The organism is Metasolibacillus fluoroglycofenilyticus (genome assembly GCF_003049645.1).
GTDB lineage: Bacteria > Bacillota > Bacilli > Bacillales_A > Planococcaceae > Metasolibacillus > Metasolibacillus fluoroglycofenilyticus.
This window is the reverse complement of record NZ_PYWK01000001.1, coordinates 1480299-1499566: the sequence shown is the minus strand read 5'-3', so window position 1 is coordinate 1499566 and position 19268 is coordinate 1480299. Positions and strand designations below refer to the sequence as shown.

The 19268-nt window shown below is 37.7% G+C and carries 15 protein-coding genes; 4 read left to right on the top strand and 11 right to left on the bottom strand.

What is annotated here, in order from left to right; genetic code table 11:
* Window positions 1-771: 771 nt before the first annotated feature.
* Window positions 772-1704, top strand: a complete 933-nt coding sequence (locus C9J36_RS06950) for a C40 family peptidase (protein WP_235616019.1) — start codon at window positions 772-774, stop codon at window positions 1702-1704.
* Window positions 1705-1888: 184 nt separating this feature from the next.
* Here C9J36_RS06950 and C9J36_RS06945 read toward each other — a convergent pair whose 3' ends face one another.
* Both C9J36_RS06945 and C9J36_RS06940 read right to left on the bottom strand, forming a co-directional pair.
* Window positions 1889-3268, bottom strand: a complete 1380-nt coding sequence (locus C9J36_RS06945) for a UDP-N-acetylmuramoyl-tripeptide--D-alanyl-D-alanine ligase (protein WP_235616049.1) — start codon at window positions 3266-3268, stop codon at window positions 1889-1891.
* A 5-nt stretch (window positions 3269-3273) separates the two neighbouring features.
* Window positions 3274-4656, bottom strand: a complete 1383-nt coding sequence (locus tag C9J36_RS06940; protein WP_107942617.1) for a Mur ligase family protein — start codon at window positions 4654-4656, stop codon at window positions 3274-3276.
* Window positions 4657-4823: 167 nt separating this feature from the next.
* Here C9J36_RS06940 and C9J36_RS06935 point away from each other — a divergent pair, with 167 nt between their 5' ends.
* Window positions 4824-6035, top strand: a complete 1212-nt coding sequence (locus C9J36_RS06935) for an ATP-grasp domain-containing protein (RefSeq protein ID WP_066163493.1) — start codon at window positions 4824-4826, stop codon at window positions 6033-6035.
* 55 nt (window positions 6036-6090) lie between these two features.
* Here C9J36_RS06935 and C9J36_RS06930 read toward each other — a convergent pair whose 3' ends face one another.
* The 6 genes from C9J36_RS06930 to C9J36_RS06900 form a co-directional block, all read right to left on the bottom strand.
* Complete coding sequence (locus tag C9J36_RS06930; RefSeq protein ID WP_107942616.1) at window positions 6091-8307, bottom strand: YheC/YheD family protein; 2217 nt, start codon at window positions 8305-8307, stop codon at window positions 6091-6093.
* 382 nt (window positions 8308-8689) lie between these two features.
* Complete coding sequence (locus tag C9J36_RS06920) at window positions 8690-8869, bottom strand: helix-turn-helix domain-containing protein (RefSeq protein ID WP_107942614.1); 180 nt, start codon at window positions 8867-8869, stop codon at window positions 8690-8692.
* Window positions 8870-9673: 804 nt separating this feature from the next.
* Complete coding sequence (locus C9J36_RS06915) at window positions 9674-10096, bottom strand: CotY/CotZ family spore coat protein (protein ID WP_161956385.1); 423 nt, start codon at window positions 10094-10096, stop codon at window positions 9674-9676.
* A 114-nt stretch (window positions 10097-10210) separates the two neighbouring features.
* The gene (locus tag C9J36_RS06910; protein ID WP_107942612.1) at window positions 10211-10411 is read right to left on the bottom strand and encodes a thymidylate synthase; all 201 of its coding nucleotides are present in this window, start codon (window positions 10409-10411) and stop codon (window positions 10211-10213) included.
* 13 nt (window positions 10412-10424) lie between these two features.
* On the bottom strand, window positions 10425-10955 hold the full coding sequence (locus C9J36_RS06905) for a tubby C-terminal domain-like protein (protein ID WP_107942611.1): 531 nt from the start codon (window positions 10953-10955) through the stop codon (window positions 10425-10427).
* A 10-nt stretch (window positions 10956-10965) separates the two neighbouring features.
* A complete protein-coding gene (locus tag C9J36_RS06900) occupies window positions 10966-12744 on the bottom strand; it encodes a glycerophosphoryl diester phosphodiesterase membrane domain-containing protein (protein ID WP_107942610.1) in 1779 nt (592 codons plus the stop codon).
* Window positions 12745-12878: 134 nt separating this feature from the next.
* Here C9J36_RS06900 and C9J36_RS06895 point away from each other — a divergent pair, with 134 nt between their 5' ends.
* The gene (locus C9J36_RS06895) at window positions 12879-13433 is read left to right on the top strand and encodes a dihydrofolate reductase family protein (RefSeq protein ID WP_066163510.1); all 555 of its coding nucleotides are present in this window, start codon (window positions 12879-12881) and stop codon (window positions 13431-13433) included.
* A 67-nt stretch (window positions 13434-13500) separates the two neighbouring features.
* Here C9J36_RS06895 and C9J36_RS06890 read toward each other — a convergent pair whose 3' ends face one another.
* Window positions 13501-14859 carry an aspartate kinase gene (locus C9J36_RS06890; RefSeq protein ID WP_107942609.1) on the bottom strand — a complete coding sequence of 453 codons (1359 nt, stop codon included), beginning with the start codon at window positions 14857-14859 and terminating at the stop codon, window positions 13501-13503.
* A gap of 554 nt (window positions 14860-15413) precedes the next feature.
* Window positions 15414-17468: a type IA DNA topoisomerase gene (locus C9J36_RS06885; protein WP_107942608.1), complete on the bottom strand. Its 2055-nt coding sequence runs from the start codon at window positions 17466-17468 to the stop codon at window positions 15414-15416.
* Between the two features lie 337 nt (window positions 17469-17805).
* Between C9J36_RS06885 and C9J36_RS06880 the strand changes: the two genes are divergently transcribed.
* Window positions 17806-18201 (top strand): hypothetical protein, encoded by a 396-nt coding sequence (locus C9J36_RS06880; protein WP_066163517.1) that lies wholly within the window; start codon window positions 17806-17808, stop codon window positions 18199-18201.
* Window positions 18202-18527: 326 nt separating this feature from the next.
* Here the strand turns inward: C9J36_RS06880 and C9J36_RS06875 are convergent, their stop codons facing one another.
* Window positions 18528-19028 carry a sigma-70 family RNA polymerase sigma factor gene (locus tag C9J36_RS06875; RefSeq protein ID WP_161485059.1) on the bottom strand — a complete coding sequence of 167 codons (501 nt, stop codon included), beginning with the start codon at window positions 19026-19028 and terminating at the stop codon, window positions 18528-18530.
* Window positions 19029-19268: the final 240 nt, after the last annotated feature.

Below are 19268 nucleotides of genomic sequence, written 5' to 3'. Positions count from 1 at the left end.
TATAGATAAAGTGAAACTACAATCAGTGGGGGTTTCCCCCATCCCACTGATTGTTAGTTGAACCAATCGGGCATTTACGGGCAGCGGATTTCTCACTTATCCTTATTCAGTCTTGAAGTGGGCGTCTTACTGCCCGCTAATGCGGGATAAATAGATTCTTAACAAACTGTAAGCATTCTTTTTAAAAGTTGAAGAAGCTTTTTCAGTGAATAAGGGATTGAGCATTTTTTACAGGATGTCAGATTACTAACTTATGTACTTCTATTAACAGTCTCCGTTGGGCTGAAGGTTCACTTTATATTACCATTTTACTATAAAAAAATAACTGAAATTTCATAAATAATTTACAAATGATTCATACTGATGAAATATTGTCCGCAATTCAGATATTAAAAGCAGCAAGTAACTTTAAGCAGTAATTGAATCGGGCGACTTGGACATTTTTGACGCAACTGAAAATGGAGTTTGATTTGTTTATTTTAAAGAAACTTTAGGGCAACCTTTTATCTTTTAGCAACGAATCATTCCAATTAAAGCTGTGGCTTCGTACATTATCAAATACCGCTTTTTCCTACGAATAAATGCAGATGCTATCCTCCTTTTCCAATAACCCCCTTCCGTCATATTTGTTACACAACTGTAAATTACCTTACTCGATACCTATGTAGCAATGGTTTAAAATTGTCACATTTCCCATTGGATAAACTTACCTAACAAATGCACAATTTATGCATGCTACAATCATGGCGAGCTTGAAATCAAGGAGGGACCATGATGAAAAAACAAATATTCACAGCAGCATTAGCACTAACTATTAGCTGCAGCTCAATTCCATTATTACCTGCTACTTTTCAAACTACTGAAGTAGCGGCTGCCACTGCTAGCGTTAGTCAGCAAGCAGTCAATCAAAAGGCAGACCAAATTATCGCAACGGGGAAAAGCTTAATTGGCAAAGCAACATATAGCAACACACAATACAAAGCGACAGCACCTTATAAATTTTCTTGCGCCTCATTTTTAATGTATATTTTTGAGAAAAATGGCGTTGATTTAGGCACATATAACGAGGATTATATGCTTCAGCAAGGGAAAGCGGTGGCTAAAAGCCAATTGCAGAAAGGTGATTTAGTCTTTTTCAAAAGTAAAAAAACAGGAACAGACCCTGACCATGTAGGAATTTATATTGGCAATAACAAGTTACTACATATGGCAGATTCAAAACAGAATATTGTGATTACTGATATGAATAGCAAGCCATATTATAAAGATAATTATTATGCTGCCCGTCGTGTGCTGCCATCCTTAATGGCTTCAAACCCAGCATCAACAGGGGATAAAATTGTTGAAAAAGCCTTTCTTCATAAAAATAGTGCCATTATTGGCTCTATTAACGCAGCCGCGCAAAAACGCTTTACTGCTGGTGGCTATGTGCAATATGTATTAGGGCAAAGCGGTGTGAAAATTAATACAACTGTTTTATCACAGCAAATGAAGCTTGGAACGACTGTTTCACGCAACAATTTACAAAAAGGGGATATCGTCTTTTTCAGTAGTGCAAAGGGCTCTAAAAACCCAACACTCGTTGCCGTTTATGCAGGTGAGCATCGCATTATTGTGCCAACTAAAGATGGTGTCATTACGCGTGTCTTACTTGTGGATTACTACAAGGATCGTTTTATTACAGCAAAGCGCATTACAAAATAAATGTATGAATGGGCGTCCAAAAAGCCGTGCAATTGCCGGCTTTTTGGACGCTTTTGATGGTGTTTTAACAAAAATCTTACTCATAACAATCTCTTTGAAAATAGGAGAAACACAGGGATTAGCAGTGTTTCTCCAGAGTAAAAGAGAAAAAACAAAATTACCCTTCCAGATAGTCTTCGCTTTGCTAGTTCTTGCCCTTTAATTCACTTGCAAACCCAATCATTGACCTGCTCGACATCGGGCCTTTTATTAAAACAATCGCATCTTTCGTTAAAATTTTCTTCAGTAAATCCATTACCCCTGTGACATCTGTAAAGCTATGCACTCGTGCTGTCGTACCATCTGCCTTCGCCTGTAGCGCTATTTCCTTGGCACTGTTTCCAATTGTTATTAATGTATCAATAGATTGCTTAGCAATGAGCGTGCCTATTTCACGATGATATTGGCGCTCATACTTACCTAATCGTTTGATATCACCTAAAATTACAACTCGTTTTTTCTCCTTCCCTACTGCTTGAAGCACCTTTAAAGCTGCTTCAATTGAGGTTGGATTATTCGTCCATGTATCGTCAATAATTGTGCTCCCTGCTAAGCCACTAGAAAATTGTAAGTGACGCTCCATGTTTTTAAATGTTCGAAGCTTAGCAATTGCTTTACGCAATGGAAAGCCCATTTCAGTTGTTGCCGCAAATGCTGCTAAAGCATTGTACACTTGATGCTCTCCGTAGCCTGGTACAAAACATTCGTAGCGCTCTTTTTCCTTTAGTAAGGAGAAGCGCATTCCTCCTGCAACATATTGAATATTGCTTGCTTTATAGTTTGCATTTTGTTTGACACTAAACGTCACAATTTTCCCTTTAAAAGCTGTCAAAGAAATTTTTTTGCTATTTTCATCATCCGCATTCATTATTAATGTTCCATTTTCCTGAATCCCGTCTACAATTTCTGCCTTTGCTTGAATATAGCCTTGCAAGCTTTTACAGCCATCTAAATGATGTACACCGATATTGGTAATAATCCCAATTGTCGGCTTGTAAATTAAGCATTGATGTTTAATATTCCCTAAATTTCCTAGCCCTAGCTCGAAAACAGCCGCCTGTGTTTTTCGGTCAACCATCGTTAAATAATTAAGCGACTGCCTTGGCTCATTAATGCTGCTCACTGTCGCCTGTACTTGCCAATCCTCTAATAAAATATGACGAATCATTTCCTTTGTTGTCGTCTTGCCACATGTGCCTGTTAAAGCAACGACTGGAATCGTAAAGAGCTCGCGATAATAGTCAACAAATTGCCAAAACGCGCGGTGCATATTTTTCACCTGCAATATCGTAATGGCGATAGGAGCCTTTCGCAATTCCTCTTCTGCCTTATCAGACACAATCACAATTGGTGCGTGCTGCGCTAGCCTCTTCCAGTCGACGTTTTCATTTTTACGAAGGAAGATGAGCGCATCACGCTTTATACTATCTAGCTGCTGATAGTGTAGGGCCTGCTTTACTGAAAAGTTGGTAGCGCCTTGTATTAACTGGGCATTCAACAAGGCTCGGAGGTCTTTTATCGACACTGCTATCAAGCTTGCTCCTCCCCTCGACGTAATTGTGCTGCTAATTCATGTATTGCCTCGCTGTACATATCGCCTTTAATTAAAATCACCGTATTACTGTCAACAATTTTTTTAAGAAGACTGCGTGCTAACACATTATTTTTAAAGCTATAAATATCCGCATCAAGACCTAATTGCTGCGCCTTTGATGCCATAATGCTTGCATGTTCACCAATCGTAATGAGTACGTCAACACCATGCTTATAAATAATTTCACCTGCTTGCTTGTGAATGCTATAGCCCCATGAACCTAAATCCGTAATTGTCCCAATCACGGCAATTTTCTTTTTACCATGTCCTAGCTTATTTAAAACATGTAAAGCTGCATCAAGGGATGTCGTTGTAATGCTCCACGTATCATCAATTAACATAGAGCCGTTAATCCCTCTCAAAATTTGTAGCTGCTTATTTAATTTGCGAAACGTAGCAAGCTGTGTAATGGCCTTTTGTAAAGGCATTCCGATTTCATGTACAACAGCTAATGCAGCTAATGCGTTATACACTTGATGCTCTCCGTGGCCGGGCATTTTCACAACATATTGCTTTTGTTGATGATGCAAAATAAAGCGCATTCCACGTTCTGTATACGTAATGCTACTTACTAAATAATCTGCATTGCTTTTCCCAAAGCGAATGATTTTTCCTTGAAAACCATGAAAGTTGATTTTTTTTGTATTTATATCATCCGCATTAATAATAAGTGTACCTTTTCCTACTATTTGCAGCATTTCAGCCTTTGCCTCGATATATCCTTCTTGTGTTTTACAATAGTTTAAATGATGCGACCCTATATTTGTAATTACGCCGATAGATGGCTTAAAATAACGCCCTGCACCAAGCACATCTCCCGGAGCACCAACCGCCGTTTCAAAAACCGCTGCATTTGTCATTTCGCTGATACGCAATAAATTTTGCAGCAGCTCTGTACGAGAATTATTGCTTAAATGTGTCGCTACAACCTCATAGTCACTTGACAGTATATGCTTCACCATTTCCTTTGTTGTCGTTTTTCCAGCCGTTCCTGTAATGGCAACAATCGGAATTTTAAATTGACTGCGATAATATTCAACAAATTTCCAATAAGCACTTGTCATATCATCCACTTTCACAATCGTTACTCCATCAGGCACTTCCTTTAAACGATATGCCCATTCCGTCACAATAACTAACGGAAAAAAAGTCGATAAGCTTTGCCAATTGACAATTTTCGTATTCGTAAAAAACGCTGTCCTTTTATGCTTTATTTGCCTTAAACGATATGCACCATGTTCAATTAAAAGATCAGATGACCCTTTTACAAGTTCTCCACCGATAATTTCTACTACAGCACCAACAGGTATAGGCTTCATACACTCCCCCCTTCTGCTAGTAGCATATGCCAGCAAGACAAACACATTTGGATGAATGTTCTCTTATTTTTATAAGTCGCACGTGATAGTCAACTATATGAAGCCCTATTATGCTCATACATATAGAAAGATAGAAATCGTATATAGCTAAAATGAGGAGTGATGATGTGAAAACGATTGTTTTTATTGGAACAAACAAAAGTGGCTCGAGTCGTGAAGCAATTAAAGCTGCTGAAAGTCTCGGCTATTTTACCGTTCTTTTTACAAATAATGAAAAGCAATTCCTGCAAAGAAAGGAATATGCTGATGTGCATAAAATGGTGTTAGTCGATATCACAAATATGAATGCCATGAGAAAGGCGATACTCACTTTACAGCAAACCCAGCTAACGATTATTAGCATCGTCAGCTTTACAGACCCTTACGTGCACACAGCCTCTCTATTATGCGATGAATTTTGTCAAAACTATGCGCAATCGGAAGCGATTGCAACGATGGAAAACAAAGAGGCGACAAGACAGTACTTACAAAAGTTCGAATTTACACCGAAATTTACAATATTACAGGCAGATAATGTGAGTGAGCTTCCTAAAATGAGCTTCCCTCTTATCGTCAAATCCCCCAAATCGACTGGTTCGAAGGATGTTCTTTACGCACTAAACAAAAAGCAATTAAATCAGCACATCACAGCGCTGCAAGAAAAATATCCGAAGGACACAATTATGATTGAAGAATATATCGATGGCCCCCAATATTTAGTCGAAACAATTATTCATAATGGTCAGCCACATTTAATTGCGGTTATTGAACAAGATATTACACAAGGCAAACGTTTTATCATTACAGGCTATACCGTGCTTGCTCATATCCCAGCGAAAATGCAGGAAGATTTGCAAAACATTGTCGAGTCAATCACAACTGCCTTTCAGTTAAAGAACGGTGCGATGCATTTGGAACTACGCCATACAAAAGCTGGTTGGAAGCTGATTGAAATTAACCCACGCATTTCAGGCGGTGCGATGAACCATATGCTACAAGCAGCCTTCGGTTTTAGTTTAGTACAGGAGACCTTAAAGCTTTTAATAGGTGAAAAGCCTAATATTGAGCCACTTCATCATCACTTCGTCTATACGAAATACTTAGTTGTTGAACGCAAAGGTGTACTAGAAAGAGTAACAGGTCGAAATAAAGCCAAAAGCAGCCCGGGTGTTGTCGACGTCTATATTAAGCCACGGAGAGGAACCGTTTTAATCCCACCACTTTCCATGGGGCATCGTTATGCCTATGTCATCGCAACAGGTCGTACTAAGCACGAAGCAAAAAGAAATGCCTATTCCGCCGCTAAAAAAATTCATTTCCATTTGAAAAGCATACAATAAACAAACAGCATCTCCTTTGGCCGGAGATGCTGTTTGTTTAGTTATCTGCGATTTCCTATTTCCCCTCGTATAAATCCGCTAAAAACTTGACGGTTTCAAACATATTTGTTTTACTAGCCCCTTTAATGAGGATTGTGTCACCTTGCTTAATAATTTTTTCTAACAAATCATGTAACTGCTCTTTGTTTGTAAAATGATACATATTTTTGGGATTAAAGCCTTTTGCCTTCGCCGCTGCATTCATTTCCTCCGTGCGGAAGCCATACGTAATAAAAATATCGATGCCTTGCTCTGTTATATATTCTCCCACCTTTTTATACTCCGCCTCTCGCAAATCACCAAGCTCTCGCATTTGACCAATAATGGCAACTTTTCGACGTTTTGCAATGGACGACAATACATCAATTGCTGCCTTTACCCCTTGTGGGTGCGAGTGCACCGTATCATCAATAAGCGTAATCGCCCGCTTGCAATGATAAAGTGTCAAGCGGCGAGGTGGCTTTTTGAAGACTAAGCCTTGCTTAATTTCCTGAGGGCTAAACTGTAAATAATCAGCAAGTGCAATAGCATTCAATGCATTGTATACATGGTGCTCCCCTAAAATTGGAATAAAGAGTGAGATTTCCTTACCGCGTAGCTTGATTTTAAACGTCATGCCATCCTCTTTATAGCGCACATTATACGCCCTATAATCCGCATCAGAATGAATGCCTACAGTTATTATTTTTCCTTTAAATTGCTTTAGTGTTAAATAGTTAGAATTGAAATCATCTTTATTAATAACGAGCACCCCATGCTGATCCATTCCTTGAATTAATTCGGATTTAGCGAGTGCCACTTGCTTTACATCGCCATCAAAATTCCCGACATGCGCTAAGCCGACATTTGTTACAATACTCATTGTAGGCTTAAGTATGCGACAATGCTCAGTAATAACACCTTTGTACGCCATTCCATACTCTAAAACGGCTGCCTCATAGCCATTCGCTAGCTCCATTGCGTGCTTTTTTGTATGCTCTGTCGTATTCCAATAATCCTTTGATTCAAAGGTCGACCATTTTGTTCGTAAAATAGAGGATAGGAATGCCTTTGTTGTTGTTTTACCTGCACTCCCTGTAATCGCAATAATCGGCATATCGCTAGGACGCACCTGCGATTTTGCAATTGGCTTTGTCACTAATTGCTCCTGTTGCTGTGCTTTATGCACCCGCTTCGCCTGTCTTGCCTTTGCTAAAACTTGCTTGTTGTCCGCTAAATATTTAGCATAACGAATCGTATTTTTCACAACATCAAGCTCTAAATAAAACGTTGGTGGACAGCCGGGACGCCAATTCACTTCATAAATCCAAAGCCTCATATTTTGGTCTAAACCGACATCGACCCCAATTTCATCGATGAGTTCACCAAACTCCTGTATTTGAATGTGCTCTAAGTGTCTGGCTAGCGATAATGAAAAATGCTCTAATGTACGCTTTAAATCATAGGCTTGCTCCGCAAACTCCTGCTGTAAAAAAGGCTCTAAATAATTTGTATAGCCGCCATTATTAATGTTAGGAATTAAACTACCTGCCGGAGCTACGCGTGGATAAACCGTTGTCACTACCCAATTGCCATCCCCATTTTTTTGGACATGCAAGCGAAAATCAAACACTAAGCCTGATTTTGTAACTGAGCGGATATAAGGCTGAACAATAAATGTGCCTGTTGCTAGCTGTTGTGCTAATAATGCATCAAGCTGTGTTTTTGTATATTTCGTTACTGTACTATTATGTTTAACTGTGTAACTCGTACCTTCTTTTGAAATGAAATAAATTCCCTTTCCTTTACGCCCATCTATTGGCTTAAAAGCAATAGTCGGATATTTCGCCAAATGCTGATGAACAGTTTCCGTCTTCTGAATAATTTCTGTTGGGATAATGTATTTAGCAAAATCCTTATACGCAAGTAAACGCTTTGCCACATTCCACTTATTGCCGATAGAATTCGTTGTAAAAGGAATTTCCTTGCGCAGCTTCCCTATTATATCCTTTGACACAGCAAGTTTTTCTGGGCTTCCTGCATTGTAAATAACGTCTGGAAAAGGGCATTCCTTTTCATACCATGCGCCATTTTCATACACTTGGGCCAATATAGTTTTCCTCGTAAAATTAACGCTTTTCGGTGTGAAATAAAAAAAGTCAACACCTTCTACCTTTGCCACAGCAGCAAAGGCATATGATTTTAACACCGTTGTTGGGTCTTTCCGATGGTGTAGCATGCCAATCGTCGTCAAAAATATCCCTCCTTCTACTATCTCTATTTATTAGATTCAAGTAAAACTAAAATAGTAAGGACAGAAGCTTAAACGACATAGAAAACATAGCTGTTTTCACCAAAGTAAATTAACCCTATTAAGCAGTTAGGTTGGAATAGCCCCTTCGTTTAACTGCAAAAAATATACGATTTTCTACGATAAATACCAAGCCCAAGCATAAGCCAATCCATTTTCGGCTTATGTACCTGACCAAGCTCCCTTCCAAGTGTTAGAGGGTTACCTATATGATGTTTTGCAAGCCTTTCCGCCTTCTTATTATCCAACATGCTGTTTTGCAGCCTTGAGTGGATAAAGGATGTGACCTGCCGTAAAAATCGACTAAGATTCATTTACGCTCACCTCACGCAATAAATTCTTCTAAAATTGATTGCATCGCCACTCCATATTTTTGCAGCCTCTTTTTTGTAGAGTTATAGGATTTTTCATCTTGCTCATTCCAAATACTATCCGCATCACCCTCTAACTCTGCTTGATGTAGCTTAATAAAAACGATACCTTCATTTTGCCATATGCTTTTCACTCCTTTTACGTGTAAAAGCTGAATGAGCTCCGTCGCTGTTTTACGCTCTGTTAAAAGAGTAAAAAATTCCTTCTCAATATTTGTCTATATTTTATTGTGAATTGTTACACGATGCTCCTCATTGAAATGCAAATCAGCAAATATATTCTTTTTCATTGCCCGCTTTAAATTTTTTAATCGCTCGTCCATTTTAACGCTTCCAATCTTTTTTAAGTAATGCCTTACCTTTACGCATCCTGGTTTTTACTGTATTTTCATTATCTGGAAAAATTACAGCAATCTCCTTTAACGAGTACTCCTCAAAATAATAAAAATAGCAGGTGTGTTGATTAGCCTTTATTTTACAAAAAGAGCCTAGGAAATTTGTTGATTTCCGTTGCGGGGGGACGCGGCGATTTTAGCCTCCCTTCACTTTGTCCTGCTGGAAGGCTTTGCTTTGCGACGAGTAATCACAGGAGCACTCGCCCCCTTCACTCCAAACAACAAGTAAACCCTTTATTAACAGTGCATTCTCTACCTTAAACACACGCATCCATATCTAATATTTTCATAATCAACACGCCTGATGTTGTTCTAATCTTTAATTATCAAAATACTTTTCACCTTAATTGCTAAAAAGCATGATTCTGCGATTACTCTACACAGAAAACATGCTTAGCGTACCATTTTTCAGACACCTTGTTATTTTGTTATTGCGTTAAGGTGGTTATCCTCTTTTAAAGGAGTGAAAACGTAGGATACAACGTCTTTGCTTTTAAATTAAAGCGAATAGATAGAGTTGATTTTCGGCTTTTCAAGTAATTATCACCACTTTGATTCAACGAAAATATTCGCACTTAACAATGAAGTAGAAAAAAGCTGAACACCTGAAAGTGTCGCAATATTAATCGTTGCTTCCCTGTTCGTCTTTTTTAGCGTGACCATTTCTTCAGCCCGCATAATCGGCTCGCCCTCTATTGACATTGGGCATAAAAAAGAAACAGTTAATAGGTTATTTGAAACATCAATATTTTCGATGCGAAAATAACAGGTCGTAAAGCCACTTTCATAATCCGTTAGCTGCAAATGCGTACCTCGCCTCGTCAATAGCGCAATTGGAATTGTATCGCTACCGACAATTTTCAATAATAAATAATTAAAATGCTTTGTCCAAGTATGCTCGATTAAATTTTGAAAATGCAATATTTCCTTTAGCACGTCACATAAACAATTTTGTTGTTCGTCCAACACACCCCTCTCCTCCCGCGCAAAAGCATCTGTACACTTACCATATGTCAAATGCCTGCCTCGTGACAGTGGGCTTCGCCTAAATTGTGTGGAAATTGTGTGCGTGCCTGGCACTCATTTTAGATAAATCACAAGCTCCTGACGATATGCACCCCCCTCCTCATAATGGTCTAATGCATGAAAATCATACTGATAGCTACCGGAGGGAAATGTTACGCTCTCTCCTTGAACGGCTGCTAAGAGCCCTGCAACATCTGTTGATACCGTTTCTAAAAGCTGTTCCCCTGTTGCTGTTAATGCAAAAATAACATTCATTTCTTCTCTCTCCTTAAGAACCTATAAATAATGCGGCTTGGCTAATTGCGACAAAAAAATCCATCTGCTGCACAGGACTATCTGGCTCAATTTGCAGCACTACTTGAAAAACGTCCTCTGCTTCTACATAGACTGCCTGCCAGCGGGCAATAATCTCGTCATTTACTGTAAAGGTCGACCAACCTTCCATTTGCTTATCAATTTTCATTATGCCACCGGGCCAATGAATAGCTAGCTCTGGCAGACCAACACGCCAATTTTCGTACGTTATTGTATAACGTTCCTGCTTACTATAAGAAAACGCCTCAAACCATAGTTTACCACGGCGAAATTTTTTGGAAATACGAAATGTTACATTGCCGCTTAAATCGATGATTTCATACGTTAAAAAATAACGATAATCAAAATAGCCATCCAGTAATCGCTTTAATCGGTTGCTATAGATGCGTGCGACATAAGCTACTTGCTCACCATTTGCGCTAACTATCGGATTTTTTTCTGTCGATGCAATATTTCCTGATAATTGGTACATATATTGATTCATTGTAAGCTCCTTAAAATAATATCGTTAATTTATTATAAATTCGTTTTAAAAAATATGTTTCGTTACTTAGCATTGTACGGCTATTTTTTGCTTTATCTGGATGATTTGTAATGATTCCATCAACACCATGCTCTAAAAAATATTGAATATCACGCTCAGCATTAACTGTCCAAATAAACAATTCCATTTCATTACGCTTAACTTGCTCAATCATGCGACCTGATGCCACATCCTGCTGTAATGCAATAAAATCTGCTTTTACAGGCGGGAATTTTCCAATATAAAGCGCAAAGACAAGCCCCACTTTTAAGCGTGGCTCTAATTCGTTTAATCTCCAAATAACCGCGCTATCAATTGATTGGACATAATGCTTTTCCAATGCGTCATAATATAAAAGGAGCTCAATGAACTGCTGTAAATAATCATCTGTCTCATGTCCATGTGGCTTTATTTCAATTAATAATTGAATATTAAGCTCCTCACTTTTTTGCAACATTTCTTCTAAAGAGGGAATTTTATCACGCAATTTACCCGCTCTTACAGTCGTATTCGTTAGCTCATCTAACGCCATTTGGTATACTGCTTCCTTCCGACCAGCCATTCTCATCAATGTAGGGTCATGAAAAACGACAAACTTTCCATCCTTTGTTTGCTGTATATCAATTTCCACTATATCTGCCCCTGCTTCCACAGATGCAATAAGGGAACTCATTGTATTTTCCACACCCTGCTCCATAAAGCCCCGATGCGCAATAACCTTTGTCTCTGGCTCGTAGAGTGTTTTTTCTAAATTAATTACTTGCACACCACTCATTAAAAAATAAACAAAAATAGTACAAACAATCGTCCAATGCATAATCGTTTCACGAAATGATTCGTTATGCAGCGCCACTGGTTTATCATGTGTTAGACGAAAGCCAACGACAACAACGAGCTGTGAAAAAAGCGCTTGTAATAAAGTAAATAAAAGCAATAGTAAGCCCTGTGCAAAAGTTAATGTAAAGGCGGCTGTGACAAGTGCCAGGTCTGGGATTAATCGCTCAATAACAAATAAAGGTACAAAGGTTAACCCTAATAAAATAACAGTTAAGCTTAAATGCATTATAAGTATCAACCCGAGCATGCCGACAAGTTCAACCAATCTGCGTTGCGAAAATTGCCAGCTTAATTTTACAGCCTGTAAAATTGTTGTCCATTGATATACTGTAAAATACGGCATCGTCAAAATAAAGCGCAAACTAATTAAAAATAATAATGCGATTCCAATTATATATAAAAGCCGCCCCTGTGAAGATGTCATTAATTCATCCACGATAAAATCTGGGATACTTAAACTTTGTGTAATCGTAGATGGTAGTATAGAAGAAATGAGTGGCATGACGAGTACCACATATAGAAATAGTAAGCCTGTTTCAAAGCTAATAAAATAAACAACCTTTTTGTTTAATCGACGCCATAGCTGCCGTAATGTATACGGTATTCCTCTTTGCTGATGGTAGGCAAGCAAAATAAGCAAACCCATTTCATAATAAATAAACAATAAAACAATTAAAATCATTAGTGCTATGACAAATAAAAATAATGGATGAGCAAATAGCTGGATAATATTTTCCTCTGTAATACTATCTATACTTAAAAGATGCAATGTTGCAGTCAACAGCAGTGAAATCGACGGCAATGCAATGAGTAATTGAAATAGCCGAATCCCTAAAAAGACCCGGATATAATCTACTCGGTACGTATAAATATTGCGAAAAACAAGTCGAATTACGCGTAAAATGCGCTCCATTCACCCACCCCCGTGTTCTATTTTACGCAAAAACCGACAAATTGTATGCAGGAAAGCTCAGTTTACTAAATTGTTTCTTTCGCTTCACAATGGTAAAATCAAACCCTTCACTGCAAAACGAAAGGAGAAAGGTCATGCAAAACAATGAAAGAAAAATTATTTTAGATTTAGCAATCACATTAGATGGCTTCATTGAAGGAAAAAATGGAGAAATAGATTGGTGTATTATGGATTCCGATATGGAGTTCTCACACTTTTTAAGCAATATCGACACAATTTTGTATGGTAGAAAAAGCTATGATTTGTGGGGACACTATACGCCTGATACAAATGATGATGAAGAGAAGCAATTTTGGGCACTTGTTCATAGTAAAGAAAAATACGTTTTTTCAAAAACGAAACAACAAGACCATAGCAAAGCTGTTTTTATTCAAGAAAATATTGCCGAGGAAATGCAGGCATTAAAAAAGAAAACTGGCAAAAATATTTGGCTCTATGGTGGAGCAAGTCTCATTACAGCATTCATTGATTTAGGGCTTATAGATGAATTTCGATTATCCATTCATCCTGTTGTTTTAGGGGAAGGTAAGCCATTATTCACAAATGTTACAGAAAAAATAAATTTAAAGCTTGTTAACACAAGAACATTTTCATCTGGCGTTGTACAATTAATATATCATAACAATTAATTGGTTTCGCTCAATAAAAAGCTACTGTAAAATTAGATTTTCTCTAATAATTACAGTAGCTTTACTTTTACACAGTTGTATGAGCAAAAAACTCCTCATAAAGCGCCTTTAAAATTTGATTCTCATATTGGCTTAGTACGCCAAATACAAGACTTACTTCTGAAGAACCTTGATTAATCATTTCAATATTAGCGCCTGTATTTGAAATAGCCGTCGCTGCGCGCGCTGCTAAGCCCGTGTTATTTCGCATACCTTCACCTACGATTACAACCATTGAGAAATCATGACGGAAATGCACGTCCTCCGCTTGTAATTCCTCTTTCACCCGCTTCATAATACGCGCCTCAATCTCATCGTTCAATTGATGGGAACGCATAATAACTGAAATATCATCTAGTCCAGATGGTGTATGCTCATATGAAATATTTTCTTCCTCGATAATTTGCAGTAAACGTCTACCGAAGCCTACTTCACGATTCATTAAATATTTCGATACATATAAAATAGAAAATCCGCTATCCGTCGCAATACCTGTAACAGGGCTACCTGTTGCCGGGCGCTTTGGTACAATACGTGTACCAGATGCAGCAGGATTATTTGTGTTTTTAATATTTACCGGAATCCCTTGTTTATATACAGGCATTAACGCTTCATCATGAAATACTGAGAACCCCGCATAGGAAAGTTCACGCATTTCACGATATGTGATTTCCTTGATTTCCACTGGACAATTCACCACTTTCGGATTTGCTGAAAAGACGCAGTCAACGTCAGTAAAGTTTTCATAAAGTTCTGCATTAACTGCGGAGGCTAGAATCGAACCTGTTATATCTGAGCCACCGCGGTCAAACGTACGCAGCACGCCCGTCTTTGTATAACCAAAGAAGCCCGGGAACACAATGATTTCCTCGACATTCGCAAGCTTGCTTAGATTCTCATATGTTTCAGGCAAAGCAAAAGTTCGCTCTGGTAAATCGTTCACAACTAAGCCCTCTTTTGGACTCACGTACTTGGCGGGCATTCCGATTGAATTAAAATAAGCTGCGATAAGCTTTGCATTATTATCCTCACCACTGGCCTTTATGTTATCCATAAATAATGCCTGTTGTGACTTGTCTGCTTCCAGACGTTCGCGCAAGTCATCTGTGATGATTTGGATAATCGTATCATCTAATCCTAGCTCTGCTGCAATATCAGCATAACGTTCAATTACTATGTTTAATTTTAACTCAGTATCTCCACCTTGCAATGCACTGTTTGCAAGTTCAATTAATAAATCCGTTACTTTGATATCATCATTCGTGCGCTTTCCTGGAGCAGATACTGCAATAATTTTTCTTGCTGGATTAGCTTTTACAATATTCGCAACTTTTTTAATTTGCTGCGCATTCGCAACAGAAGTTCCACCAAATTTACATACAATCATTTTACCAAATCCTTACCTTATAATATTATTGTACTTCCCCAAAAAACATTTGATTTTACACAGTGTACAAACTTATTACAAATACGTCAAGACAATTTGTAATAAGTTTGACGTTTTTTTATAAAAAGATGAACATTTTTCAAAACATTTGCACTTATTATATGGTTTTTCATGCGAAAAAGTGCGAATTTCCTAGTTGAAAAACAATTCAGACAAGTATTCACAAATTACTTTACAGAGCATTATTGTATACGCATATTCCCTAAAAAACAATAGAAATCTTACCAGATTACTAAAGTTTCTAAAGATAAAATTGCTATATCTAATTTTAACTAGGAATTTAGGAAAAATAGTATGGCATCCTCTCTTTTTCGCATATGAAATGATTGCTTATCAACAACTTAAAAGTCCCAGCTTATTCAGCTACTGGAAAGTGACAGTCTTTTTAATTGTAACTATCATAAAATATACTTGTAGGAAATTTTGAATATAGCATGAAGGGCTATCAGAAAAGAAATTATCTTTTCCGATAGCCCTGATTACTATGGTAAATCCTAAAAAACAAACTCCAACTTCTCCCCTTGTAACTTCAGGCGAGCTTTACCTTTTTTACCGCTTTTCCATGTAAAGCGGATTTCACGAGTTTCTTTGCCAGAAAGTAACTTCTTCGCATCAATTGCTGTTACTTTACCTTTCATTAATACTTTGCTAATAGCAAATTTACATGCTTTGTTTTGACATGTATATGCTCGGAACCCTTCTACTACTGCATTACGACATAATGGGCAGCTCCCGACAACGACAATCTCCTTTTCAGCCACTTGCATTTCCAACGCTTTCATACGCGCTGTTGTTTCTTCTACAAAGGCAAGCATTTCCTTATAAAATGCAGATGCATTTAATTGACCATCGACAATGTCCTTTAGCTTTTTGCTCCAAATTGCTGTTAAAATTGGAGAAACGACATCATGATTGCCTAAGCTAGCAATAACATCGATTCCAAAATTAGTAGCAGCTAATGATTTCCCTTGTCGTTCTAGCATACCAATCGTTATCAATTTTTCTATAATTTCTGCACGTGTTGCCGATGTACCAATACCTTCTGCGTCCTTTAAAATTTTTTGCAGTTCTGCATCCTCTATAAAGCGCCCTGCATGGAACATCGCATCAAGCAATGTACTATCTGTGTAACGTGATGGCGGTTCAGTCATTTTAGATAAAATATTTAACTCCTTAATTGGTAATATATCGTCTACCTTTAATAAAGGGAGAGGAAGTTCCCCCTTTCTACGAAATGTTTCATATAATACTGTGTAGCCTTTTTCTACAATACGATTACCTGTTTGCTTAAAAAGCTCCCCACCAGATTGTAAAATAATAGTCGTTTTATCGAATTGATAGGCTGGTAAAAAGATAGCTAAAAGACGTTTACAAATAAGATGGTACACTTTCCATTCCGCCTCAGTTAGCTTTTTGCGCCCTACAGCTACATCCGTTACTGTAATAGCATGATGGTCCGTTAATTTTTTATCATCTACGTAGCGTTTAGAGGAGGTGACACGAGCTATATTGGAGTGATTACGCATAATTTCCCCTGCAATAGCTTGGTATTCTTCTAATGAACAAAGCGCTTTAATATGTGCTGTAATATTTTCAGCAAATGCTGTCGGTAAATGCTTAGATTCGGTACGTGGATAAGTAATTAACTTTTTTTCATACAAGCTTTGAGCAATTTTTAATGTGTTTGCAGATGTAAAGCCATAAAATTTATTCGCTTCCTTTTGCAGTTCCAGCAATGAATGCAATGGTGGGGCAGGCAATGCTTTGCGCTCAGTTTTCAGCTCTTTGACAATCGCTGTTTCTGTAATACGTGCAGCAATGGCCTTCACTTCGCCAGATTGTATTTTATTTGTGTTTTGGACTGGGTCAAACCATAGCGCCGTCATTTCTGGTAGCTGTAATTCAATTTGCGCATATGGCTCTGGCTGGAATTGTTTTATTTCAAGCTCACGTTTGACTACAATGGCGAGGGTTGGCGTCATTACACGACCAACTTTAATCGTACGCCCACCTTTTACCGTAGCAACACGCGTTAAGTTTAAGCCAATTAGCCAGTCAAATATCATGCGATACATGGCAGCATTGCGCAGATTGCGAATGAGGTAATCATTTTCATCTAGCAAATGGGTCAATGCTTTATGTATTGCATTATCCGTTGTTTGTGATGTCCAAAAGCGCTTTACGGGTAGCCTGCAGCCCACTTTTTTATAAAAGGAATAAAAGATGTTTTCCCCTTCCATCCCCGCATCACACGCATTTATAATAAAATCATAGTGCCCTGTTTTTAGCTTTTGCTCTAGCTCCCTATACACTTTATAGGCAGTTTTTTTTACACGAAATTCATAGCGCTCCGGCATCATCGGTAGCACTGCTAAATCCCATTTTTTCCATTCCTTTTTATATTCGTGTGGCTCCTTTAGCTCCACAACATGTCCTATAAATGAAGCAAAGTCAATTGTATATGGCAATTGCATGCGCTTATAAACTTTTTCAATATCTCGCATTAGCGATGGCTTTTCGGCAATGAGCAGCGCTCTCACTTTATACATCGCCCCTTTCTATATAACTAGTATATTAAACGTACATATGTTTGTAAATCAGATAAAGCCTGCCTGCTTTTCCCCTTCTATTGCTTTAATATATCGCAAGCCTTGCTGAAATTGCTGCTGTAACCATTCATTTTTATGCTGATAACCTGCAGCTCACTTATCACTTCGCAAGCAATAGCAACCTTCAGTTTGTAAATTTTGCTCATTTAACTTTATAATTTTTAGTTGATTCATTGGTGTCTTCCTCTCTCTATATTTTCTTTTAGTATACAATTTCACTGTTCCAACTGTATCATCAAATGCTATAATGCTACTAGTGTAAATGAGGAGGGGACTTATGGGGTTTGGAAAACGTACGATTTTTTGGCTAGTGCCGCTTTGTATTATCGGTATTTTCATTTATTTTTATGGACCAAAGGATGATATTACAGATAATCAATACATAGATGAAATAAAGCAAATATCATTAAGTGAAACGAATACAACAACAATCGAGGATGTGTTTAATCATTATTGTGATGAAAGCAAATGGGTCTATTTTAAAACTCAGCGTGAGCAGGCTGTTGTAGAATTTAAAGGTCAATGTACAATTAACGAGCAAGAACAACCTGTGAATATGCAGTTTTTAATCAATGATGACGATTTTACGCTTGGAGCATTGCTCATTAATAATTTTCAGCAATCCCCCGAAGAGCGCACACATTTTATTCAGCATTTATATGAAAATTTGTAAATTCAGAAAGGAGTTGTGCGAAAAGTCTATTTTGTTTTGACACCGCATTGAAATCAATGTTTTCATCGCTTCCCTTTTACTGAAGGATAACGCTGCTAAAGCAAATGTTCATCCCATTTTTAAAAGAGGTGTTCTATGTTTATAGGAATCAACATTTTGCGAAACATCATTGCTACTGTCCAAAACGCCGGCTATGCACGGCTTTTTGGACAGCCCTTTTCGTTTTTGTTTTATTAAGTCAAAGGGTGCTAGCTTGTTTGGCAAAGTAAGAAATATTGAGTTTAGTGGTATTATTTTGAATTTAGATGAAAGAGATTTTATCTTTTTTACAACAACATGTTACCGCACTCAGTAAGCTGTTTGTTCAAGCGCTTTAATAGGCGCTGTCTTCTTTTTTTCAACGTTTCCACTTTGAGTTGCAAAGCTTGCGCAATTTCTTTGTCACTATTTTGCAGGACATAATAGCTAGTCAAAATATAGCGCTCATCTGTCGTTAACTCTTCCCACAATATTGCGAGTGCTGGTGTTTCAATCACAATGGCATTTCGTCCATCATCTATAAAAACTTGCAAAGCTTCATCACCAACTAGCATGTTGCGATTTCGATGATTGTTTTGCTTGCGCATCTCAGCAATAATTTGATAGCGCATCATAAAATAGGCATATGTTTCGAAGGTTCCTTTATTTTCGTCATATGTTTGCGTCGCCTCCCATAAAGCAATCATCGCTATATGTCGATATTCATCAAAATTGCCATAAACGCGGCAACGATATAACGCCTTTTGAATTAACGGTTTATACTGTTCATAGCATTGTTCAAAGTTCATTGAAGATTCCTTTTGCATTGTGCACAAGCTGCTTATTCCTAGGTGGCTTAAATATAGTCATTCGGAATCAATCTATCAAAAACAAAAATAGCATATTTTTATTATAAAATAAGGAGAAAATCAAATTTTTTATACACAAAATATTATATTTATGCATTTTAGCGTTTAATAATAGTATTTTTCGCCATTTTTATTATCGGAATATTCGAAATTATAATTGACAAAATACACTTCATCGTG